The sequence below is a fragment of the Pilimelia anulata genome, assembly GCF_014647895.1.
In the GTDB taxonomy this organism is placed as follows: Bacteria; Actinomycetota; Actinomycetes; order Mycobacteriales; family Micromonosporaceae; genus Pilimelia; species Pilimelia anulata.
On the sequence record NZ_BMQB01000001.1, the window covers coordinates 341,243 to 364,243 of the forward strand.

General features: G+C 75.6%; 19 protein-coding genes. 11 read left to right on the forward strand and 8 right to left on the reverse strand.

What is annotated here, in order from left to right; all coding sequences use genetic code 11:
* Positions 1–14: 14 nt before the first annotated feature.
* Entirely contained in the window at positions 15–1,103 is a 1,089-nt protein-coding gene (locus IEY94_RS01530) for a hypothetical protein (RefSeq protein ID WP_189168179.1), read from the reverse strand.
* Positions 1,104–1,394: 291 nt separating this feature from the next.
* Here IEY94_RS01530 and IEY94_RS01535 point away from each other — a divergent pair, with 291 nt between their 5' ends.
* Together IEY94_RS01535 and IEY94_RS01540 are read left to right on the forward strand one after the other, a co-directional pair.
* On the forward strand, positions 1,395–3,545 hold the full coding sequence (locus IEY94_RS01535) for an FG-GAP repeat domain-containing protein (protein WP_189168180.1): 2,151 nt from the start codon (positions 1,395–1,397) through the stop codon (positions 3,543–3,545).
* Positions 3,546–3,571: 26 nt separating this feature from the next.
* Complete coding sequence (locus IEY94_RS01540) at positions 3,572–4,009, forward strand: peptidase inhibitor family I36 protein (protein ID WP_189168181.1); 438 nt, start codon at positions 3,572–3,574, stop codon at positions 4,007–4,009.
* 13 nt (positions 4,010–4,022) lie between these two features.
* Here the strand turns inward: IEY94_RS01540 and IEY94_RS01545 are convergent, their stop codons facing one another.
* A complete protein-coding gene (locus IEY94_RS01545; protein WP_189168182.1) occupies positions 4,023–4,733 on the reverse strand; it encodes a CAP domain-containing protein in 711 nt (236 codons plus the stop codon).
* 585 nt (positions 4,734–5,318) lie between these two features.
* On the opposite strand from IEY94_RS01545, the gene IEY94_RS01550 reads away from it, so the two are divergent.
* The gene (locus IEY94_RS01550) at positions 5,319–5,510 is read left to right on the forward strand and encodes a hypothetical protein (protein ID WP_189168183.1); all 192 of its coding nucleotides are present in this window, start codon (positions 5,319–5,321) and stop codon (positions 5,508–5,510) included.
* A gap of 338 nt (positions 5,511–5,848) precedes the next feature.
* Entirely contained in the window at positions 5,849–9,427 is a 3,579-nt protein-coding gene (smc, locus tag IEY94_RS01555; RefSeq protein ID WP_189168184.1) for a chromosome segregation protein SMC, read from the forward strand.
* A 12-nt stretch (positions 9,428–9,439) separates the two neighbouring features.
* Here the strand turns inward: smc and IEY94_RS01560 are convergent, their stop codons facing one another.
* Both IEY94_RS01560 and IEY94_RS01565 read right to left on the reverse strand, forming a co-directional pair.
* Positions 9,440–10,147, reverse strand: a complete 708-nt coding sequence (locus IEY94_RS01560; RefSeq protein WP_189168185.1) for an SGNH/GDSL hydrolase family protein — start codon at positions 10,145–10,147, stop codon at positions 9,440–9,442.
* A 74-nt stretch (positions 10,148–10,221) separates the two neighbouring features.
* Entirely contained in the window at positions 10,222–11,232 is a 1,011-nt protein-coding gene (locus IEY94_RS01565) for an SGNH/GDSL hydrolase family protein (protein ID WP_189168186.1), read from the reverse strand.
* 309 nt (positions 11,233–11,541) lie between these two features.
* Here IEY94_RS01565 and IEY94_RS01570 point away from each other — a divergent pair, with 309 nt between their 5' ends.
* Together IEY94_RS01570 and IEY94_RS01575 are read left to right on the forward strand one after the other, a co-directional pair.
* Positions 11,542–12,198: an HAD family hydrolase gene (locus IEY94_RS01570; protein ID WP_189168187.1), complete on the forward strand. Its 657-nt coding sequence runs from the start codon at positions 11,542–11,544 to the stop codon at positions 12,196–12,198.
* Between the two features lie 91 nt (positions 12,199–12,289).
* Complete coding sequence (locus tag IEY94_RS01575; protein WP_189168188.1) at positions 12,290–12,835, forward strand: superoxide dismutase family protein; 546 nt, start codon at positions 12,290–12,292, stop codon at positions 12,833–12,835.
* Positions 12,836–12,893: 58 nt separating this feature from the next.
* On the opposite strand, the gene IEY94_RS01580 is transcribed toward IEY94_RS01575, so the two are convergent.
* A complete protein-coding gene (locus tag IEY94_RS01580) occupies positions 12,894–13,421 on the reverse strand; it encodes a DinB family protein (protein WP_189168189.1) in 528 nt (175 codons plus the stop codon).
* A gap of 54 nt (positions 13,422–13,475) precedes the next feature.
* Between IEY94_RS01580 and IEY94_RS01585 the strand changes: the two genes are divergently transcribed.
* Both IEY94_RS01585 and IEY94_RS01590 read left to right on the forward strand, forming a co-directional pair.
* The gene (locus IEY94_RS01585; protein ID WP_189168190.1) at positions 13,476–13,748 is read left to right on the forward strand and encodes a hypothetical protein; all 273 of its coding nucleotides are present in this window, start codon (positions 13,476–13,478) and stop codon (positions 13,746–13,748) included.
* Positions 13,745–14,068, forward strand: a complete 324-nt coding sequence (locus IEY94_RS01590) for a hypothetical protein (protein WP_189168191.1) — start codon at positions 13,745–13,747, stop codon at positions 14,066–14,068. Before IEY94_RS01585 ends, IEY94_RS01590 begins: the two co-directional genes overlap by 4 nt.
* A 39-nt stretch (positions 14,069–14,107) precedes the next feature.
* Here IEY94_RS01590 and IEY94_RS01595 read toward each other — a convergent pair whose 3' ends face one another.
* On the reverse strand, positions 14,108–15,712 hold the full coding sequence (locus IEY94_RS01595) for an alkaline phosphatase D family protein (protein ID WP_189168192.1): 1,605 nt from the start codon (positions 15,710–15,712) through the stop codon (positions 14,108–14,110).
* Between the two features lie 56 nt (positions 15,713–15,768).
* Between IEY94_RS01595 and ftsY the strand changes: the two genes are divergently transcribed.
* Both ftsY and IEY94_RS01605 read left to right on the forward strand, forming a co-directional pair.
* Positions 15,769–17,127, forward strand: coding sequence for a signal recognition particle-docking protein FtsY (ftsY, locus tag IEY94_RS01600; RefSeq protein WP_189168193.1), 1,359 nt, complete (start codon positions 15,769–15,771; stop codon positions 17,125–17,127).
* A 123-nt stretch (positions 17,128–17,250) separates the two neighbouring features.
* On the forward strand, positions 17,251–20,532 hold the full coding sequence (locus tag IEY94_RS01605) for a S8 family serine peptidase (protein WP_189168194.1): 3,282 nt from the start codon (positions 17,251–17,253) through the stop codon (positions 20,530–20,532).
* Positions 20,533–20,663: 131 nt separating this feature from the next.
* On the opposite strand, the gene IEY94_RS01610 is transcribed toward IEY94_RS01605, so the two are convergent.
* On the reverse strand, positions 20,664–21,377 hold the full coding sequence (locus tag IEY94_RS01610; protein ID WP_189168195.1) for a flavodoxin family protein: 714 nt from the start codon (positions 21,375–21,377) through the stop codon (positions 20,664–20,666).
* A gap of 258 nt (positions 21,378–21,635) precedes the next feature.
* Here IEY94_RS01610 and IEY94_RS01615 point away from each other — a divergent pair, with 258 nt between their 5' ends.
* Positions 21,636–22,223, forward strand: a complete 588-nt coding sequence (locus IEY94_RS01615; RefSeq protein WP_189168196.1) for a snapalysin family zinc-dependent metalloprotease — start codon at positions 21,636–21,638, stop codon at positions 22,221–22,223.
* A 102-nt stretch (positions 22,224–22,325) separates the two neighbouring features.
* On the opposite strand, the gene IEY94_RS01620 is transcribed toward IEY94_RS01615, so the two are convergent.
* On the reverse strand, positions 22,326–22,967 hold the full coding sequence (locus IEY94_RS01620; RefSeq protein ID WP_189168197.1) for a hypothetical protein: 642 nt from the start codon (positions 22,965–22,967) through the stop codon (positions 22,326–22,328).
* Positions 22,968–23,001: the final 34 nt, after the last annotated feature.

Here is a 23,001-nt window from a genome sequence, read left to right on the forward strand (position 1 = left end):
GGCGGCCCCGGCGGTCACCGGTCGGCCGGCGGCCGCATGTCCTGCTCCCTGTCCAGCGCCTCCTGCACCAGCTCGCGCCAGGCAGTGGCCCGCTCGGTCGCGTTGGTGATGTCGGCCCGCCACGCGTTGCGGGTGTCGCGGGCCGTGCCGGTCAGCGGCTGCCAGTTGATCGACTCCTGCCGGAGCGCCTCCTCGTACACGCGCTGCCACGCGGCGGCCTGCTCGTCGGCGACCTGCTTGGCCCGCTGCCACGTGTCGACCTCGGGCGTACCGGCCGTGGCCACCGAACCCCACGCCTCCGCCGCCCGGCGCCGCAGTGCCGCCGCCGCCTCGCCGCTCGCGGCCTCCGCGGCCGCCTGCGCCGCCCGGGCGTCGACCTGCAGCCGCTGGATCGCGGTGAGCCGGCGCATCTCCTGCTGGTACCGGTCCAGGCGGTGCCGCTCGTTGTCGAGCCTTGCCGCGCTGATCCAGGAGTACGCGTAGAACTCGACGACGTCGCCGTCCCCGGCGCCGGCCCGGGTCGCCCAGGCCGCCGCCACACGGACCTGCTGGCCGGCCGCGACCCGGTCGCGGAGGTCGGCGACGTAGCGGCGGTCGAACTCGCGCAGCGCGGCCGCGGCCCGCCCGTCGGCGTCCCGGTCGGCCCGGTCCGCCGCCCGGGCCCGCTCCAGGCCGTCGCGGACGAACGCCTCCTGCTCCGGCACCGTGCCCGCGCGGGCGGCACGGGCCGCGCGGACGACCCGCGGCGAGGTCGCCTCGCTGTGCGCGCCGAGGACCCGCTCGATGATGTGGGCGTACCGGTTGGCGTCCTCCTCGGCCCGCCGGGTGGCCGCGCACCAGCCGTCGGGGATGAACTCGCGGATCGCCTCGTCCCCGCGCGGCGATTGCAGCGCGATCAGCGCCGCCGCCCGGACCACGCGGTACGGCGCCGCGATCGCGAGGTGCTGGGTCAGCTCGCGCGGGGTCGGGCCCGGTCGGGCCACCGCCGGGTGCCGCGCGGTCCGGACGATGTCGCAGGGGCTCGGCGCCGGCGACGCGTACGCGGGCGCGGCGCCCGTGGCCGCCACGAGTACGGCCAGCCCGGCCGCCCGGGTTCTCCGCATGTCAGCCTCCGATGTGGTTGCGTCGGTCGATCCGCCGTCATGGTCCCGGGCGGGCGGCGCCGGGGGTGGCCGCCTGTCGGCAACCCGACAATGTGTACCCGTTGTCGGGCCCGACGCGAATGGTTAGCGTCGATGGGCCGGTCGGCGGGCGCCGGCTGCGCGGGCCCATTGCGGACGGACCCATCGCGGACGGGTCCATTGCGCACGGGCCCGCTGCGGACGGGTCCATGCGCGCTGGCACCGACGCGGGCGAGTACGGATGCCGGGCGAGGAACGGATGCGGAGGTCCGGATGAGTGGCACGGACAGGGTGATCCGGGCGGGCGTGGCCGCGCTGCTGGCACTCGCCGGCGGCGTGGCGGCGGGCCCGCCCGCGCACGCGCGGCCGGGCTCGGCGGAGGCGGCCGCGGTACGGGTTCCCGGGCCGCGCCGGGGCGCGGCGGAGGTGCCGCCGGCGTCCGTGGAGGAGAAGATCACCGCGGCGAAGTCCGTCGGCCTCGAACCGGGGCTGATCGTGGGACTCGGCGACCGGGACGCGACCTTCAAGCTCTGGCAGGCCGTGGGCCGCGAGTCGGAGGCGGCGGCCGCCGCCGTCCTCGCGCTCAACGACGACGTCGACGCCGACGCGGGGCAGACCGTCGCCTGCTCGCTCTACATCCGGGCCGGGCTCGCCGAGGCCCTCGCCCGCGACATCAACCAGGAGCTGCGGGACAAGGCAGCGGCGGCGGAGGCCGTCCGCCGGCGGACCCGGGCGGCGGAGCTGGTCCACCTGCCGGACGCCGCCGCGCAGGTCGGGCTCGGCGACCGCGAGTTCATCATCGCGCTGTGGAACCACGTGAAGACGACCCTGCCCCAGTACACCGAGACGATCGCCGCCGCGGAGAGGGCGTTCGCCACGCCGTCGGCCGCCCGGGAGCGCTTCCTGGAACTCGGCTTCGCCGAGGCGTACGCCGCGGACCAGCGCCGCCTCATCGACAAGGCCAACGCCGACGACGCCGCCGCGGCGAAGGAGGCCAAGCGGCGGCTGCTGCGCCAGTTGGCCGCCGCGGCCGTCGGCGTCGCCGCCCCGGTCACCGATCCGGCCTGGATGGACATCCGCGACGACGACTTCCTCCGCCGGCTCGACGGGCTGCTGTACGGCAACGCCCACTACACGCTGACCGCGGTGGCCGTCTTCGAGGCGATCCGCGCGGGCGTCGAGGCGTCCCGCGCGTTCATCGACGGGGGCGTCCACGAGGTCGTGGCGAAGGACGTCGCCCGGCGCCGCGCGGAGATCATCGACGGGTACCGGGCCGCGGTGACCGACGTCCGCCGGCAGGCCGAGCGCGACGGCCTCAAGAACATCGCCGTCGCCGCCCGCCGGACGCTCGCGACGGCCGGGCTCGAACCCCTGATCGTCTTCCTCCAGCGCTACCGGGCGCTGGGCGAGGACCCGCCGGACGTCTTCGCCTTCCGGACGCCCCACAAGGACCCCAGCGCCAAGGGCGTCGAGCTGTACGCGTTCGGGCACCTGGGGCGCACGACCGCCACCGCCCGCAAGGTGTGGTCGAGCACGAGCTGGGTCTTCGCCCGGTTCGATGCCGCCTCCGGCGACTTCGACGCCGACGGCAAGCGGGACGTCGCGGTGCTGTACGAGGTCAGCGACACCCACCACCGCATCTTCGTCTTCCCCGACGTCGAGGGCCCGCGGACGGCCCCGGTCCTGTGGTGGGAGCACCAGGGCAAGGGCGCGTCCTACACCTTCGTCGACAACCTGGTCGCCGGCGACGTCAACGGCGACGGGGCGACCGACCTGGCGGTCACCGCCGACGACGACAAGTACAAGCCGCAGTTGGTCGCGTTCCTGTCCGACCGCAAGGGCGCATTCGCGCAGCGGCAGCGCGCCGCCGGCGCGGGGTACGCGCCGTACTACCTCGCCCTCGGCGACGTGACCGGCGACCGGAACGCCGACCTGATCGGCTACGTGTCGACCCGCGAGGGCACCAAGATCTGGGTGACCCCCGGCGGGGCGGCGGGCTGGGGCACCCCGGTCCTGCGCTTCACGAGCAAGACGGGGGAGGCCAACAGCATGCTCGGGAACCGGCTGGTGCCGTACGACATCGACCGGGACGGCCGCCCCGAGCTGACCGCCCTCCGGGAGCTGGACAGCCACCGCGTGGCGCTGCTGGTCTTCGACAACCTGGCCCCCGGCGGGCCGGCCGTCCGCGAGCAGCAGCACTGGGTGGCGAGCGGGGTGCTGGAGTCGTCGGTGGGGGCGGCGATCCGGACCGAGGTGAACGGCGACGGGCAGCCCGACATCACCATCCTCGGCGTCGGCGACAAGCAGAAGCTCGCCATCAGGGTGCTGCGCGGCAGTCGCAGTGGCGGCATCAACACCGTCCGGCGGGTGATCTCGCCCGCCGGTACGGACTGGGAGACGTACTTCATGAAGGCCGCCGAGTAGCGGCGGCCCGACCGGGGAGGGGCGGGATGACGAGGGTGGGATCGCGCATCGGGCGCGGGGTCGTGGCGGCCGGGATGGTCGCGGGGCTGCTGGCGACCGTGGCCGCGCCGGCGGCGGCCGGCGCGCGGCGTGGCGGCAAGCCGTGCCCGGCGGAGGCGCTGTGCCTGTACGAGCACGCCGACTACCAGGGCGAGATCGTGACGCTGAGCACCTGCGGCATCTTCAACCTGGCGACGTTCAAGCTGTCCACCGGCAAGCCGTGGAACGACCAGGCGAGCAGCTACCTCAACCGCCGCCCGGCCGGCATGTGGTCACACTTCTACCACTACGACGGGTCCGGCGACGCGGGGAAGCCGGAGAACTGGCAACACCTGTTCTCCTCCCGCGCCGACGGCGACGACCCGACCGAGGGGTGGAACCTGATCAACCCGAACGACGCCCTGGACGTCGTGCACGTGTGCTGAGCGGCCGCGGCGCTCAGCCGAACATCTGGGTCCAGTACGCGGTACCGCCCCGGGCCGCCCGGGCGACCGCGGTCACGCGCGAGGCGCAACGCAGGATGTTCTCGCGGTGCCCATCCTTGCTGGACATCCACATGTCGACGACGCGCTCGGCGTCCACGGAGCCGCCCATGGCGATGTTCTCGCTGACGTAGCTCCCGCTGTAACCGGCGTCCCTGGCCCGGTCCCAGGGCTTGCGACCGTCCTTGCCCGTGTGGCTGAAGTAGTCGTTGTCGGCCATGTCGCGGCTGTGCCCGGCGGCCGCCGCGTACAGCTTGTCGTTCACCGACACCGCCCCGCAGCCGGCCTTCTCCCGCTCGATGTTGATCAGCCGGGTGACCTCCTGCTCCTGTGCGCTGCCCTTCCCCCGGTACACCGGCCGCTGCGGCCGCTTGCGCGGCTCGCGCTGCCGCACCGGCTGCGCCCGCTTCCCGGCGCGGCCGGCGGCCCGCACGGCCTTGCGGTCGGCGGTCGGCGACGGCGTCGGGGTGGGCGCGGCCGTCGTCGGCCCGGGGGTGGCCACCGGGGCGCCGGCGAGCACGCTCTCGGGCAGCGGCGCGGGGAGCTCGGTGCCGTCGTTGCGCACGGCGCAGCCGGTCAGGGCGACGGCCGTACCGGCGGCGACCAGGCAGAGCAGGGCGGGGCGGAGCGGGCGGGATTCTCCGGGGCGGGAGAATGGGCGCGTCACGTTGATCTGTCCTTCCGCGGGGGCGCGGCGCCGGCCGGCGCCGCCGCGGGCGAGCCCGACGGTGGGTGGCTGTCGGGTGGGGTGGCTCGACCCGGCAGCGGACGCTATCGATTCGGGTGGTAACGGGGCAACGCCGGTAAGCGAGACTTAAGGTTCCGCTGCGTCGCTGCCCGCCCGTCCCGGCTGTCCGTTTTCCGGTTGTCCGGGTGGCCGCGGCCGAGGTCAGCGACGTGATGGCCGACGCCCCGGCTTGACGTCGCGGCCGGGCCGACGGACTATAGAAATATCGCCGGACGCGCGACGCCGGTCCAGCAAGGGATATCCGTCCAGCAACACGATGATCGAGCGTGATGGTCAAGCGTGATGGCCGAGTACCTGCTGCTGGCGCTCTTGAAGATCGAATTGCCGACATGGGGATCCGGCGAGAGATCGAAAAACGCGAACAGGGAGCGGCGACAGCCGCTCACTGTTCGCGGAAACGACCCGGGTGTTCCGATCCGGGGGTCCGTGTTCGGGCGGTAGCCTGATTGATGGGCGCGCGTTGAATCGCCGGGGAATCCGGCTGCGCAGGGACAAGGAGACGATATGGCGAAGGCCCTCTATGGCCACGTCGGCGTCGCGCGGGATCGCCGCATCACCGACGAGGTCACCCGTCTGCGTGCCACGGTGCGGGCACTGGAGTTCGAAGTCGCCCGCCTGCGGGCGGAGAACGATCGGCTGGCCGCCGCGGTGGCCGAGTCCGACGATCTGCTGCGCTTCGAACCGGCGCTGACCTGACCGAACCGCACCGCACGCGACGGACCATCCGGCCCGCCGGCCCCCGGGTGACCACGCCCCGGCCGGTCGGCGGTGCCGGCACACCACCCGCGCCGCCGTACCGCGGTGCGCTGCCCGGTCGCACCCCGCGCCGGGAATCCTCCCCACCCGGACCGCCGCCGTACCCGCCCACCCGACCGGGTGAACGGGCCGGACAGGCGCGTACCGGGTGTTTTCGCCGCCGACCGGTGCCCGCCGGCCCGTGTCGCGACCGGCGGCCGAACCCGGCACGGGTACCCTCGGCACTCTGACCGCGCGGCCGCGCCCTGGCCCGCGCGCCGAACCCGCTGCGGAGATTCGTGCACCTCAAGAGCCTGACGGTGAAGGGCTTCAAGTCCTTCGCCTCCGCCACCACGCTGAAGCTGGAGCCCGGCATCACCTGTGTCGTCGGGCCGAACGGCTCCGGCAAGTCCAACGTCGTCGACGCCATCGCCTGGGTCCTCGGCGAGCAGGGCGCCAAGGCGCTGCGCGGCGGCAAGATGGAGGACGTCATCTTCGCCGGCGCCGGCGGGCGGGCGGCGCTGGGTCGGGCCGAGGTCACGCTCACCATCGACAACACCGACGGCGCGCTGCCGATCGAGTACACCGAGGTGTCGATCACCCGCCGGATGTTCCGCTCCGGCGAGAGCGAGTACGAGATCAACGGCGACTCCTGCCGCCTGCTCGACATCCAGGAGCTGCTCAGCGACTCCGGCATCGGCCGGGAGATGCACGTCATCGTCGGCCAGAACCGGCTGGACGGCATCCTGCACGCCAAGCCCGAGGACCGGCGCGCGTTCATCGAGGAGGCCGCCGGCGTCCTCAAGCACCGCAAGCGCAAGGAAAAGGCGCTGCGCAAGCTCGACGCGATGGAGACCAACCTCAACCGGCTGACCGACCTCACGGCCGAGCTGCGCCGCCAGCTCAAGCCGTTGGGCCGGCAGGCCGAGGTGGCCCGCCGGGCCGCCGGCATCCAGATGGACCTGCGCGACGCCCGGCTCCGGCTGCTCGCCGACGACCTGGCCACCCTGCGCACGACGCTGGACCGGGAGATCGCCGACGAGACCGCGCTGCGCGAGCGCCGCGGCCACCTGGAGGCCGAGTACGCCGGGGTGCAGCGCCGGCTGGGCGAGCTGGAGGCCGGGCTGGCCGCGGACGCGCCGCTGCTGGCCGCCGCGCAGGACACCTGGTACCAGCTCTCCACGCTCCAGGAGCGGTTCCGGGCCACCGACCAGCTCGCCGAGCAGCGGCTGCGCCACCTGGAGGCGCCCGAGGAGGCCGAGCGCCCCGGCCGCGACCCCGACCAGCTCGCCGCCGAGGCGCAGCGGGTCCGGGAGCAGGAGACCGAGCTGCGCGAGGCGCTGCGCGAGGACCAGGAGCGGCTGGCCGAGGCGGTACTGCGCCGGGAGGACCTGGAGGAGTCGCTGGCCGACGCCGAGCGCGCGCTCGTCGCCGAGGTCAAGGCCATCGCGGACCGGCGGGAGGGCCTGGCCCGGCTGACCGGGCAGGTGCAGTCCGCCCGGACCCGGACCGCCACCGCCGCCGAGGAGATCGAGCGGCTGGTCGCCGCGCACACCGACGCCGCCGGCCGGGCCGCCGCCGCGCAGGGCGAGCTGGAGGAGGTCGCCGCCCACTCCACCGAGGCGGACCGGGACAACGCCGAGATCGACGCCCGGCACGCCGACGCCGTCGCCGCGCACGACGCCGCCACCGCCGCCGTCCGGGAGCTGACCCGGGGCGAGCGGGACGCCGAGCGGGAGGCGGCGAGCTGGCAGGCCCGGGAGGAGGCGCTGGCGCTCGGCCTCAAGCGCAAGGACGGCGCCGGGGCGCTGCTCGCCCGCGCCGCCGAGGTGCCCGGCCTGCTCGGCAGCGTCGCATCCCTGCTGACCGTGGACGCCGGCTGCGAGGCCGCGCTGGCCGCCGCGCTCGGCGGGCTCGCCGACGCCGTCGCCGTGGCCGGCGTGGACGAGGCGGCCGAGGCGATGCGCTCGCTGCGGATCGCCGACGCCGGCCGCGCGTCCCTGCTCGTCGCCGGCCCCGCCGGCCCCGGCCTGGACGGCGCGCTGGACCGGCTGCGCCCCGCCCTGCCCGCCGGCGCCCGCTGGGCGCCGGACGTGCTGCGCTGCCCCGACGACCTGCGCCCGGCCGTGCTGCGGGCGCTGCGCGACGTGGTCCTGGTACCGGACCTCGGCGCCGCCGCCGAGCTGGTGGCCGGCAATCCGGAGCTGCGCGCGGTCACGCCGGACGGCGACGTCGTCGGCGCGTACGCGGCGGCCGGCGGCTCGGCCAAGGCGACCAGCTTCATCGAGGTCCAGGCCGCCGTGGACGAGGCCCGGACCAACCGGGTGGCCGCCGAGCGTACGGTCGTCGAACTCGCGGGCCGGCTCGACGCGGCCCGGGCGGAGGTCACCGACCGCAAGGCGGACGTGGACGCCGCGGCCGCGGCCCGCCGCGCCGCCGAGGGCGAGCGCAACGCCGCCGCCCGCCGGCTGGCCGAGCTGGGCGCCGCGGCCCGGTCGGCGTCGGCGGAGACCGAGCGGCTGGCCGCCTCGCTGGCCCGGGCGCAGCAGTCCCGGGACGCGGACCTGGCCAGCCTCGTCGAGCTGGAGGAGCGGCTGGAGCTGGCCGAGGCCACCCCGGTCGACGCGGACCCGTCGGCGGAGGAGCGGGACCGGCTGGCCGCGCTCGTGCCGCACGCGCGGCAGAACGAGCTGGAGGTCCGGCTCGCGGTCCGGACCGCGGAGGAGCGGGTGTCGGCGCTGTCCGGCCGGGCCGACTCGCTGGCCCGGCAGGCCGACGCCGAGCGGGCCGCCCGGGAGCGCGCCGCCGCCCGCCGGGCCGCCCGGGCCCGCGGCGCCGGGATCGCCCGGGCCGTCCGGTCCGGGGCGCAGCAGGCGCTCGACCGCGTCGCGGTCTCGCTGACCGCCGCCGCGACCGCCCGCGACGGCATCGCGGCCGCCCGGTCCGCGCGCGAGGCCGAGCTGTCCGAGGTACGGTCGGCGGCCCGCGACCACGCGGCCGAGTTGGAGCGGCTGACCAGCGAGGTGCACCGGGACGAGGTGGCCCGGGCCGAGCAGCGGCTGCGCATCGACCAGTTGGAGGCCAGGGCCGCCGAGGACTTCGGCCTGGACGTCGAGACGCTGATCGCCGAGTACGGCCCCGACCAGCCCGTCCCGCCGACCGAGGTGGAGATCGCCGCCGCCGCGGCCATCGGCGACATCCCGCCGGAGGCCGAGCCTTACGACCGGCCGGTGCAGGAGAAGCGGGCGGCGAAGGCCGAGCGGGAGCTGAACCTGCTGGGCAAGGTCAACCCGCTGGCGCTGGAGGAGTTCGCGGCGCTGGAGGAGCGGTACAAGTTCCTCTCCGAGCAGCTCGAGGACCTGAAGAACACCCGCCGGGACCTGCTGACGGTCGTCAAGGACGTGGACGACCGCATCCTCGAGGTGTTCACCGAGGCGTACCACGACACGGCGCGCGAGTTCGAGCAGGTGTTCTCGGTGCTGTTCCCGGGCGGCGAGGGCCGGCTGGTGCTCACCGACCCGGGCGACATGCTGGCCACCGGCGTCGAGGTGGAGGCCCGCCCGCCGGGCAAGAAGATCAAGCGGCTGTCGCTGCTGTCCGGCGGCGAGCGGTCGCTGACCGCGGTGGCGATGCTGTGCGCGATCTTCCGCGCCCGGCCCAGCCCGTTCTACATCATGGACGAGGTCGAGGCGGCGCTGGACGACGTCAACCTCGGCCGCCTACTCACGCTGCTGGAGCAGCTCCGGGAGAAGAGTCAGCTCATCGTCATCACGCACCAGAAGCGGACGATGGAGGTCGCCGACGCCCTGTACGGGGTGACGATGCGCGCCGGCGTCACCGAGGTGATCTCCCAGCGCCTGCGCGTCGAGGACGAGTAGCCCGCCGCTTCGTCAGCGCGGGGAGAGCAGCGGGGCGACCGCGGCGTACCAGCGGTCGGCGAGCACGGCGTAGCCGGGGTCGTTGGGGTGCAGGTTGTCGGCGAAGTGCGCCGTCCGGTCGAGCACGTCCAGGTCGACGAGCTGCGCCCGGTCGGCCAGCGGCGCCACCAGGCCGGGCAGGGCGGCGTTGAACGCGGCCATCCGCTCCCGGATCGGCGCGGCCGGCGAGCCGATCATCGAGCCGACCACCAGGTACGCGTCCGGCGCCCCGGCGGCGATCGCGTCGAGCAGCCGGGCCAGCCGGTCGGTCGCCCCGACCTCCCGGCCGGCGATCTTGAGATCGTTGGTACCGAGCTGGAGCAGCACCAGCTCGGGCTCGGCGGCGCGCAGCCACCCCGGTACGGCGTCCGCCGCCTGCCCGACCCGCAGCCCGGCATGCCCCTCGTGCTCGGGGTCGAAGCTCCCGCCGGAGCTGACCGAGCCGACGAAGTCCACACTGGTCAGCTCGGTCAATCGGGAGTACAGGTGGCCGCGCCAGCCGGCGCCGTCGGTCGAGCCCGTGCCGGCGGTGAGCGAGTCGCCGAGCGGCATGATCCGGACGGGCGCGTCCCCGTCGGCCCGGTCCACCGCCCGCGCCGGCTCGGCCAGCAGCAGCGCCGCCAGCCCCCCGGCCGCCGCCAGTACGCTCCGCCGCGTCAGTCCTGCTCCCCTTGCCGGCACCGGTGATCCGCCCCTCTCGATCGCACGTTCGCCGGAATTCTACCGGTGTGCCCGGAGTGCGAGCGCGGTGCGGTTCAGTACAGCGACCAGTACCGGACGCCGCCGCGCCCGACCCGGGCGGTCATCCACGCCCGCCGCGGCCCGCCGCCGGCCGCCGCCACCGTGCGCAGGTGCCACCAGCGGCACCGGGTGCCGTGGACCATCCGGTGCTCGTCCACCGTGGAGCCCGCGCACCGGTACCGGGCGGTCTGCGGGTCGTCGCCCGCGGGCCAGGCCGGGCCGTCCCCGCGCAGGACCGGTTCCAGGGCCCGGTACCAGCGCTGGGCCAGGATCGCGTACCCGCGCCGGTTCGGGTGCAGGCTGTCGGCGAAGTCGCTGAACACGTTCAGCGTCGCCATGTTCACCACCCGCACCCGCGGCCCGCGACGGGCGGCCACCGCCGGCAGCGCCCGGTTGTACCGGGCCAGCCGCGCCCGCACGTCCACCCGCGGCGAGTTGGCCACCCGGGCGACCAGGATCGTGGCCCGCGGCGCCAGCCGGAGCAGGTCGTCCAGCAGGTACCCGAGCCGGGCCGGCGCCGCGGCCACGTACGGCCCCGGCAGCTTCACGTCGTTGGTGCCCAGGTGCAGCAGGATCACGTCCGGCCGGGCGGACCGGACCAGCCGCGGCGCGTCCCGGCGGGCGTTGTCGATCCGCCAGCCGGGCCGGCCCTCGTGCTGGTTGTCGGCGAACGCGCCGCTGGCCCGCGAGCCGACGAAGTCGACCGGCACGCCGACCAGGCCGAGCTTGCCGCGCAGTCCCCGGCGCCAGCCGTCGAGCTGCGGCGAGGAGGTGCCCCACGTGATCGAGTCGCCGAGTGGCATGATGCGGACCGGGTCGCGCGCCGGCACCCCGGTATCGGCGATGGTGCCGTCGCCGCGGGTCGCCGCGGCCCGGCGGACGACCTCGCGGGGGACCAGCGCCAGCGCGCCGGCCGCCAGTGCGCCGGCCGCGGCCAGCGCGACCAGGCGGTGCGTCCGGGTCAGCACCGTGCCGGCCCGTTCGGCGCCACAACGCCGGTCGGGGGCGAACGCCGGTCGTCGCACCGGGCGGTCGGCCGCGGGGCGCGCGGAGCCGGCCGGCGGGCCCGCCGGCCGGCCGTGCCAGCGCACCGCGTCCGCATGCCCTCCCGCCTACCCGCGGGGTCGGGGAAAAGTCGGTCCGTTCGCGCAGCCGGACCGCCCCACCCCGCCGCCCACTCGTCCCGCCCGCCCGCACCACCCGCCCGACCCGCACCACCCGCCCGACCCGCACCACCCGCTCAGTCCGCCCGACCCGGCCCGGCCGGCGCCACCCCCGCCCAGCCCGCGTCGCCCGCTCAGCCCCGCACCGCCCCCGACCGATTGGAGCCGCCCGTGCGGCGTTCGCCCGCCACCGCCCTGCTGATCGACCTCGACGGGGTCGTCCGCCGGTACGACCCGGCGGTCGCCGCCGACCTCGCCGCTCGGTACGGCCTCGACCCCCACGCCCTGCGCGCCGAGGCGCTGCGCCCGGCGTACCGGGTCCCGGCGATCCTCGGGCGGCACGACCCGGCGCGGTGGCGGGCCGACGTGGCCGCGGCCCTGGCCGAGCGGGTCGGCGGCGCCGACGCCGCCGCGGCGCTGGTGGCCGAGTGGGCCGCCGACCGCGGCGCGGTCGACCCGGCCGCCCGGGAGCTGGTCGCGGGGGTCCGGGCCGCGGGCCGCCCGGTCGCGCTGGTCGCCGCCGCGACCGCCGAGCTGCCGGCCGAGCTGGCCGCGCTGGGGCTGGCCGGCGCGTTCGACGCCGTCCTCAACTCGGCCGACCTGGGCGCGGCCCCGCCCGCGCCGGACTTCCTGGCCGCCGCCTGCGCGGCCGTCGGCGCCGCCCCGGCCGACTGCCTGCTGGTCGCCGCGGACGAGCGCGCCGTCCGCGGGGCGCGAGCGCAGGGGCTGGCGGCGTACCGCTGGGCCGGCGGCCCGGCCGACGCCCGCTACGTGCGGGCCGCGCTCGGCGTCGGGCCGGGCGACGGGGGGCGCCTTAGGTCCCGATGAAACCCTGGCACAGGGGGCTGCGTCGGGGCGTGAGCTGTGGTTGGCTGGCCGGGACATCGACGAAGCCGACTGCGTACGGCGAGGAGACAGGATGCAGGGGTACGGGCGAGTGATGGCGGCGACGCTGGGCGTCGCACTGGGTCTGGCCGCGATGGCACCGGCGACGGCCGCGGGCCCGCGCACGCTGCACGGGTCCGGTAAGGCGACGGACGACGGGGCCGGCGGCGCGTTCCGGCACGACCCGAAGCTGGTGCCGGACGGCACCTCGATCCACCTGACCGCGGCGTCGCTGAGCACCGGGGTCACCAGGACCACCCTGACCGTGCGCGGGCTGCTGCCGAACCGGACGTACGGCGCACACCTGCACGCCAAGGCGTGCACCACCGACCCGGCGGCGTCCGGGCCGCACTACCAGCACGAGCCGAGCACCGACCCGCACGCGGCCAACCCGCGCAACGAGGTCTGGCTGGACGTCACCACCGATGCCAACGGCACCGCCGTCACCGCGGCGGAGAACCCGTGGGAGCTGCGCGCCGCCCCCGGCGCGCTGGTGATCCACGCGGACCCGACCAACCACGACCACAACCCCGGCCAGGCCGGCGCGCGGGTGGCCTGCCTGCCGCTGACCGCCGAGTGACCGCCCGGTGAGCCCCGCCCGGTGGCCGACACCCACGGCCACCGGGACCCGCGGCCGGTCAGTCGTCGGTGGCGCCGTCGATCCGCTCGCGGATGAGGTCGGCGTGGCCGTTGTGCCGGGCGTACTCCTCGATCATGTGCACCAGCACCCAGCGGACCGACATCGGGCCGCGGGTGCCGATCCGCGGGGGCGGGGGGACGGTGTCGAGGTCGTACCGGGCGGCGATCGCCCGGGCCGCGTCGACCTCGGCGGCGTACACCGCGAAGTCCACCTCCGCCCGGGCCGGGTCGAGGTCGTTGAAGTCGGCGTCCGGGTCGGCGTCGTCGTGCCAGAGCAGCGCGATGTCCTGCCCGTCGACGAACTGCCGGAACCAGTACCGCTCGACGCCGGCCATGTGCCGGACCAGCCCGAGCAGCGTCAACGGCGACGGCGGCGCCGAGGCGAGGACGAGCTGTTCACCAATCAGTCCGCCGCATTTGGCCAGGAGTGTCCGTCGATGGAACTCCAGCCAGGCGTCCAGCATCGCCCGCTCGGTCGGCGCGTCGGGTACTCGGGTGGTTTCGGTGGTGGGCGCAGTCCAGGTCATGCCCGCCATCCTGCCCATTCCATGGTGTACTGCAAGCGTTTTACACTCCTCGACATGGGGTACGACTGGCTGCCGCAGGCACTGGAAGCGCTGCGGGGGATTCAGCCGTACGAAGTGACACAGGTGCTGGGCGCGGAGCGGCGGATGCCGGTCGCGGCGATCAGCGCAGGAGTCCGGATCATCACGATTGCCGGGCGTACGCTGACAGGGCGGGCGCTTGTCGTGGCGGTCCGCCGGGTCGATGATTTCGACCAGCTCATCCTGGGTGCCCGGGAGCTGACACCGGGTGAGCTTGCCCGGTTCGAGCAGTGGGAGGCGACGGCATGACCGGAGCGCAATCGGAGCGTCAGCTCACGGCGGCCGCGCGCGCGTTCCAGCGCGGCGACGTCGATTACGCCGAGCAGATCGACGCGGCACCGCCGCCACCGGCCGAGGTCGAGCCGATGGTGATGCGCGGCGTCCGCCTACCGGTGGACCTCGACCGGCGGGTCCGCGCCGCCGCCGAGCGCGCCGGCATCCCGTTCTCGACCCTGATCCGCGAGTGGATCGAGCTGGGCCTGACGGAGATGGAGGACGACCGCACCATCCCCCTGGCCGCCCTCCGCCGCGCCATCGCCCACGCCACCCAGAGCATCCGCGCCGCCTGACCGGTCGCCGCTGTCCGGCCGGCCGCCCGCCGGCCGCGGTCAGGTGCGCTCCGGGTCGTGCAGGGGCAGCGACGCCACCGGCCGCAGCCCGCCGTCGGCCGTCGTCCCCTCCACCGTCACCCGGGCCGTCCGCCCCGCCAGCTCCAGCGTCGCCACCGCGTTGTCGAAGTACGGCCCCGCCATCCGCCGCCACCGCACCGACGGCCGCGGCAGCCCCAGCCACCGCGCCCAGGCCCGCGCCGCCACCGCCACCGTGCGCCACCACCCCACCCGCAGGAACGGCCGCATGAACCCCGGTACGTCGTTGTGCAGCGGCGAGCAGGTGAGCTGGTACACCGGCGTGCGCACCCCCGGCACCACGCGCGCGACGTACGAGTGGTGCACGTCCCCCGACAGCACCGTGATCGTCGCCGGCCCGTCGTCCCGCGCGCCGATCTCCGCGCACAGCGCCCCGAGCCGGTCGAACGACGCCCGGAACGCCCCCCAGTGCTCCAGGTCCACCGCGAGCCGCAGCCGCTCGCCGAAGGCCCGCGCCCACGGCCGCCGCGACTCGGCCAGCCGCTCGCTGATCGTCTCCAGGTGGTGCACCGCGGGCGGCAGCAGCCAGGGCAGCGACGAGCCGAGGACGAGGTGCGCCGGCGGGCGGTCGGCCCGCTCGGCCAGCCAGTGCCAGTCCGCCTCCGCGAGCATCGACCGGCGGCCCGGTTCCAGCACCCGCCCGGCCCGGTTGTCCAGCATGATCAGCCGGGCGTCGGGCAGGTCGACGGGGTAGCTCCACCGGTAGTCCTCCGGCGCCGCCGCCCACCGCCCCAGCGCGTCGGTCACGTCGCCGCCGCCGCGGACCAGCGCGTACACCGGGTCGTCGGCCAGCCGGTCCGGCGCGAGGTTGCCGAGGTGCTGGTAGATCCAGTACGAGGCCAGCCCGCTCGCCAGCCGCTCCGGCCACCAGGGCTCGGCGGTGATCCGGTCCCGCCAGAACGCCGACGAGTTCCAGTCGTCCACGATCTCGTGGTCGTCGAAGATCATCACGCTCGGCACGGTGGACAGCAGCCAGGCGATCTCCGGGTCCCGCCACGACTCGCGGTACAGCGCCGTGTACTCCTCGAACGTCATCACCTGGTCCGCCGGGGCGTGGCCCGGCCGGTCCCGGGCGCGCAGCCAGCCACGGACGACGTCCGAGGTCTCGTCCGCGTACACCTGGTCGCCCAGCAGCACCAGCAGGTCCGGCCACGGCCCGTCGCGGTCGGCGGCGAGCCGGCGGGCGTACGCGTCCAGCGCGTCCGGCGGCAGCCCCCGGCTGCTGTGCCGGTGGGTGGACTCCCGGCACGACCCGAACACCAGCCGGGTACCGGCGCCCGGCCGCTCGGTGCGGATCACGCTGGGCGGCTGCGGCCGGTCCGCCGGCGGCCACACCCGTACGTCGTCCACCAGCACCTCGTACGCCGTAGCGGCGGCCGGCGGCAGGCCCGCGACGACCACCAGGGCGTAGTGGTGCCCGTACGCCGTGAAGGTCCGCGCGGTGCCGGCGGCCGCGCCGGCGCGCACGGTCACGGTGGCCGGGGCGCTCACCTCGACCCACACGGTCGCCCGGTCGCCGACGACGCGGCGGAGCAGGGGGCCGATGACCAGGGACGACTCGGGCACGGGGCAACCTCCGGGGCCGGGGGACCTTCATTCTGCCGATCTGCCAGGATTTCAGCATGGAACCCGTCGTCGCTGTCCTCGTCCTCCTGGGGGTACTGCTCGTCGCCGGCGTGGCGCTGCTGGCCCCGCGCCTGCGCCGCCGCCCGGACCGGCCGGCGCCGCCGGTCGAGCGGGGCACGACCGAACCGGGTACGGCCGCACCCGAGCGGGGGACCACCGCGGCGCCCGCCCGCGACACCGCGGCGGGGGAGGCGCCCGCCCCGCCGACCGCGGCGCCGGCCGGCGTGCCGCCGGTCGCCGAGCCGGGGGCGCCGCCCGCCGACGGGTCGGTCGCGCCGCCGCGGGCCGGGGCGCCGACGCCCGCCGCGCCCGCGCAGCCCAGCACGCCCGCGCAGCCCGCCGCGCCCGACCGGCCCGCCGCGCCCGCGGCGTCCGCGGAGCCGGCGGCGCCCGTCGCGGAGCCGGAGCCGGCGGCGGGGGTCGAGACGCCCGCGCCGACCGCCGGCCGGCTGGTCCGGCTGCGGGCCCGGCTGGCCCGCTCGCAGAGCACGCTCGGCCGCGGCCTGCTGAACCTCCTCTCCCGCGAGCACCTCGACGAGGACGCCTGGGAGGAGGTCGAGGAGAGCCTGATCGGCGCCGACGTCGGCCTGGAGCCGACCACCGAGATCGTCGGGCGGCTGCGCGAGCGGGTCCGCGTCCTCGGCACCCGGACCAGCACCGAGCTGCGCGCCCTGCTCGCCGAGGAGCTGGTCGCCGCGCTCGACCCGACGCTGGACCGCACGCTCGCCGCGACCCCCCGCAACGGCCTGCCGGCCGTGCTGCTCGTCGTCGGCGTCAACGGCGCCGGCAAGACCACCACCTGCGGCAAGATCGCCCGGGTGCTGATCGCGGACGGCCACAGCGTCGTCCTCGGCGCCGCCGACACGTTCCGCGCCGCCGCCGCCGACCAGCTCACCACGTGGGCCAGCCGGGTCGGCGCCGAGGTGGTCCGCGGGCCGGAGGGCGGGGACCCGGCGAGCGTGGCGTTCGACGCCGTGAAGCGGGGCATCGACGCCGGTACCGACACCGTGCTCATCGACACCGCCGGCCGGCTGCAGAACAAGGTCGGCCTGATGGACGAGCTGGGCAAGGTCAAGCGGGTCGTGGAGAAGCACGGCCCGGTCGCCGAGACGCTGCTCGTCCTGGACGCCACCACGGGGCAGAACGGGCTGGCGCAGGCCCGGGTGTTCACCGAGGCGGTGGACGTAACGGGCGTGGTGCTGACCAAGCTGGACGGTACGGCCAAGGGCGGGATCGTCATCGCCGTCCAGCGCAAGCTCGGGATCCCGGTCAAGCTGGTGGGGCTGGGGGAGGGGCCGGACGACCTGGCCCCGTTCCACCCGGTGGAGTTCGTGGACGCGCTCCTCGCCGACTGACCCGGCCGCCGGCCCGGCTTCTGTCGGATGACCGACAGAGGCGGGCGCAGCGACGGATCTCAATGGTGGGATGGCCGCAGGCCAGCCACCCCGGGAGGACCGTTGCCACCCCACTTCGGACAGATGCCCTCGGCCGCGTTCGGCGCGGCACTGCTGACCCTCACCCTCGCAACGCCCGCAACCGCTACCCCCGCCGCCCCGCGCCCCGCCGCCACCGGCGCGCCGGTGGCGGGCACCGCCCCGACCCGACCGGTCACGCTGATCACCGGCGACCGGGTCGCCGTCCGCCCCGGCGGGGGGATCAGCGTCCACCCCGGACCGGGCCGGTCCCGCATGACGTTCCACACGCAGCGCTCGCGCGACGCGATCGTCGTCATCCCGCGCGACGCCGTGCGCCCGCTGGCCGAGGGGCGGCTGGACGAGCGGCTGTTCCACGTCCGCACGCTGCTGGCCGGCAACGAGGCCCGGCGCAGCGACGCCGTCCGGGTCATCGTCACCCCGCCGGCCGGGCGCCGCCTCGACCGCGCCGCCCTGGCCGCCCGGCCGGGCCGGGCCGTCCGGCCGCTCGCCGCGATCGGCGGGCTGGGCGTGACCGCCGCCGGCGGCCGGGCCGCGGGCGAGCTGTGGCGCGACCTCACCGCCGGTACCGCGCGCGGCTCCGTCGGCCGGGTCTGGCTGGACGGCCTGCGCCGGGTGTCGCTGGACCACAGCGTCCCGCAGACCGGGGCACCGGCCGCCTGGCGGGCCGGCTTCGACGGCGCGGGTGTGAGGGTCGCCGTGCTCGACACCGGCGTGGACGCCACCCACCCCGACCTGGCCGGCCGGGTCGTGGCGGCCCGCAGCTTCGGTACCGACACCGGCGACCCGGCCGTCGACACCGAGGGCCACGGCACCCACGTGGCGGCCACCGTGGCCGGCAGCGGCGCCGCCGGCGGGTCGCGCAGGGGCATGGCGCCCGGCGCCCGGATCGTGAACGGCCGGGTGTGCGACGGCAGCTACTGCGAGGACAGCGCGATCCTGGAGGGCATGCACTGGGCGGTCGCCGAGCAGGGTGCCCGGGTGGTCAACCTGAGCCTCGGCGCCGACGACCTGCCGGGCACCGACCCGCTGGAGCAGGCCGTGAACGAGCTGACCGCCCGGCACGGCGCCCTGTTCGTGGTCGCCGCGGGCAACTCGGGCGGGCTCGGCATGGTCGGCTCGCCGTCGACCGCCGACAGCGCCCTGTCGGTCGCCGCGGTCGACCGCGCGGGCGACGTGGCCCGCTTCTCCGCCAAGGGGCTGCGGGAGGACGGCGCCGTCAAGCCCGAGATCGCCGCCCCGGGCGTGGAGATCAACGCCGCGCGCAGCGGGCACAGCCCGGGCAGCGGGCCGTACGTGTCGATGTCCGGTACGTCGATGGCCACGCCGCACGTCAGCGGCGCCGCCGCCCTGCTGGCCCAGCAGCACCCGGACTGGACCGGGGCGCAGCTCAAGACCGCCCTGGTCAGCCACGCCCGCCCGACGGACGGCGTGCCGGTGCACGCGCAGGGCGCGGGGCAGGTCGACGTGGCCCGGGCGATCGGCGCCGGCGTGCAGCCGCTGGCGCCGTCGGTCAACTTCCCGCGGCAGGAGTGGCCGCACGACGACGACCGGCCGGTCGGGGCCCCGCTGGCGTACCGCAACCCCGGCCCGGCACCGGTCACGCTGGCGCTGCGGCTGGACATGGCCACCGCCGACGGCAGGGCGGCCAGCCCGGGCATGTTCACGCTGAGTACCGACCGGCTGACCATCGCACCCGGCGCGACCGCCGAGGTCGCGGTCCGGGCCGACACCCGGATCGACGGCGCGCTGGGCGACTTCGCCGGGGCGGTCACCGCGACGGCGGGTGACAGCACCCTGCGGACGCCGGTGGGGTTGCAACGGGACAGCGAGCGCTACGACATCCGCGTCACCGCCGTCGACCGGACGGGCCGCCCCGGAAACGGCGTCGCGTTCGTCACCGACGCGCAGGGCGGCACCCGGCTGGTCGTGGCGCGGGCGGCGGACCAGGGCCCCACGACCCGGCTGGCCAAGGGCACGTACACCGTGCTGGGCGCCAGCGTGTCGGCAGCGGGCGACGACGACTCCGGCGCCTGGCTCGCGATCCCGGCGTTCACGGTGGCCCGGGCGGGGGTGCTCGCGCTGGACGCACGGCCGGCCCGCCCCATCGACGTGCGCGTGCCGCACGCGGACAGCGAGCCGGCCACCCTCTACCTGGACACGCTGCTGACCGACCGGCCCAATCCCGTCTCGATCAGCACGCTCTACGTGTCGGCCGACGACACGCCCATGTACACCGCGCAGCTCGGACCGGACCGGGACGCCAGGGCGCTGCGGTCCATGCTCCACGTCGAGCGGGCCAGCGGGGAGGCCCACGACCGGCGTGCCCGGCCCTACCGGTACCACCTGGCGTGGCAGTTCGACCGCCGGTTCCCGACCGGCTTCGACCGGGACGTCGCGGGCGCCGAGCTGGCCGTCCTCACCACGGACGTCGCCGACCTCGGCGCCGGCTCGGGGTACCGGGGCGTGGCCGCCGAGTGGAGCGCCGACCAGGGTGGCCTGATGTTCATCGGCTCGCGTGCGCCGCGCCCGGTGATGCTGACCGAGTACTTCTACTCCGGCACGCCCCGGCTCCGGTGGCACGGGGCCACCTGGGAGGGCGACGATCCGGGCGACTTCCTCGCCGAGTACCAGGGCGCGCCGCTGCGGTACCGCGCCGGGCGCAGCTACTTCGAGCAGTGGAACCGCGGCGTGCTGGCGCCGGCCCTCGGCCCGGACCAGCCGGCCGTGGGCCAGTTGGGCAACGTCATGGGGGTGAACGCCGGCGCCCTGCACTTCGACGGCGCCCGCCGGGTCGGCACGACCCGGGGCACCGGCACGATCACGCTGCGCCGCGACGGCCGGCTGATCGGCGAGTCGACCGACTCGATGGTCGAGTTCCCGGTGCCGCCCGGCGCCGGCCGGTACCAGCTCGACGTGACCGCCCGCCGCCCCGACCTGACCATCGGCACGGAGACCCGGCTGCGGTGGACGTACGCGCTCGCACCCGGCGGCGACGACGAGCCGGTGTTCGCACCGGTCACCGCCGTCCGCTACGCGCCCGCGCTGGACAGCGCCAACAGCACCGCCGCCGGCCGGACGATCACCGTCCCGGTCCGGGTCGAGAAGCAGCTCGCCGCCACGCGGCTCGGGGCGGTCACCGTCCAGCTCTCGTACGACGACGGCCGGACCTGGACCGACGTGGAGCTGACCGGGCGCAACGGCCGGTACAGCTACACGACGACCAACCCGGCCGCCGCCGGCTTCGCCTCGCTGCGGGCCACCGTGGCCGACCGTGCCGGCAACACGACCGAGCAGACGATCCTGCGCGCGTACCGGATCCGCTGAGCCTTCCGGGGTGGGCGCCGCGGCGCCCACCCCGGAAGCGGCGGACAGCCGCCGCGGGCACGCGGGATCGATCCGCGGAGATCGTGCGTCGGACGGGCCGGTGGATCCGATGACCGCTCGTCGCCGTCGGGTCAGCGGTACTCAGGGTTGGCGAAGTCGAAGCGGGCGCCGGCGTCCCAGGCGGCGCGCTGGTTGCCGTACGCCGGGATCCCGCCCGCCTCCTTGATCATTTTGGCCAGGTGCATGAGGTTCCAGGTCATGAAGGTCAGGTTCCGGTTCACGAAGTCGTTCTCCGGGCCGCCCGAGCCGGGGTCCAGGTACGACGGACCGGGCCCCGCCTCGCCGATCCAGCCCGCGTCGGCCTGCGGCGGGATGACGTACCCGAGGTGCTGGAGGCTGTACAGCACGTTCATCGCGCAGTGCTTCACGCCGTCCTCGTTGCCGGTGATGAGGCAGCCGCCGACCCGGCCGTAGTACGCGTACTGGCCCGCCTCGTTGAGCAGGCCCGAGTTGCCGTACAGCCGCTCGATGACCCGCTTCATCACCGAGCTGTTGTCGCCGAGCCAGATCGGCCCGGCGAGCACGAGGATGTCGGCCGCCTCGACCCGCCGGTACAGCTCCGGCCAGGCGTCGCTGGCCGCGCCGTGCTCGCGCATGTCCGGGTACACGCCGCTGGCGATGTCGTGGTCCACCGCCCGGACGGTGTCGACCCGGACGCCGTGCCGCTCCATGATCCGCCGGCTGCGGTCGATCAGGCCGCCGGTGTTGCTGACCTCTGGTGCGGGCTTCAGGGTGCAGTTGATGAACAGGGCCGCCAGGCCGTCGAACCGCCGGTCGTCAGTCATGCCGCCCACCCTGCCCGGTGGCGGGGGCGGCCGCGGGCCGGTGGGGCGATTTGTCCCCTGTCCGAGCGGCCGGTGCGGGGTCATCCCCGGCGCCGCCGAAAAATCCAGCCATCGCGGAACCCATAGTAATCGATTGAGGTCTATTACCGATGGGTGGAGGTCCCGTAGGCTACCCGGCACCAACGGTTCATCCGTCGGGCCCGGATTCCCCATTTCCCCATCCCGTTCCGGGCCATCGGAAACTCAAGGAGTCCCCCAATGCGAGCTGTGAAGACAGCGATCACGACCGCGCTGGGCCTGGGATTGGTCGGCTTCGTGGCCACCAGCCTCCCGGCGCAGGCCGCTGTTCCCACCCCCACCGCCACGTACACGGAAGCCGAGCGCGCCGCCAACAACGAGGCGTCGTTCCAGCTTGTCCTCAAGGAGGCGCTGGAGCACTACCGGGCCACCGGCCGGGCGAGGACGCTGACCTACGACGCCTCCCGGGCGCGGAGCTTCGCGCAGCAGATCTCGCGGTCCACCGAGATCTGGAACGCCGCCGTCCGCAACGTCCAGCTCGCGCCCTCCAACGGCCAGCGGGCCGACTTCACCTACACCGAGGGCAACTTCCAGCAGGGCTCCTACGTGCAGGGCAACAAGGTCCACCTGGACTTCAAGCAGAACCAGCAGTACGACTCGGTGCGGGTGACCACCCACGAGACCGGGCACATCCTCGGCCTCCCGGACAACTACAGGGGCCCGTGCAGCGAGCTGATGTCCGGCGGCGGCCCCGGTCCGTCGTGCACCAACTCCCAGCCGAATGCGCAGGAGCGGCAGCGGGTCGAGCAGCGCTGGGGTCGCGGCTGAGCGCTGACGGCGGCAATGTGAACGATAGTTCCACGCCAATGTGAAAGCTCAATTGTGAATTGACACCGCCGGTACGTCGGCGGTGTCAATTCTGTTTATTGACTACAGTCGGTGCTGCCATACCCCGCGCATGCCGTTCGACTGCGTCGGTTCGTACACCGGTCGCCATTGCCCACTCCCCGCCGTCGGCGGGAAGCACAGCGTGCCGGCGCGGGAACTGTCGGCCGCCACGGCGGTACTCGTTGTCGGCGGTTGCAGGATCAGGTCGGCGGTCCGGGTCGGTCCCATCGGCGGGGCGAGCGTCCAGCCCGTCCGGGCGTCGAGCGGGCCGCCGGACTCGTTGACGATCGTGACCGCGGTGCACACCCGCCCCGCGCCGTCGCGCGCCAGCGGCGTACTGAACACCCGTAGGCCCGTCAGGAACACGCCCCCGCCCGCGTCGGCGCAGACGTCGTCGGGGCGTTGGTCGGGGTACGTCCGCCCGACGCAGCTCTCGGAGGCGTCCAGCGCCTCGCCGACCACGTCCTCGAGCATCGGGGCGAGCGCCATCGGCAGCAGGGCGGCCCCGCCGCAGCAGGCGACGACGGCCGTCAGCGCCGTGCCGGCGATGGCCACCGCCACGGCGACGCCGAAGCCGGGGCGCCCGGTCGGGACCGGGTACGGCACGTACACCGGCTGCCCCACGGGCGCCGGCGGCGGCGGGTCAGTGGGTGGCGGCGAGCCGGCGTCGCCGGGTGCGGTCATGGCTCCCTCCGGACAGACGGATCACCCGACCATA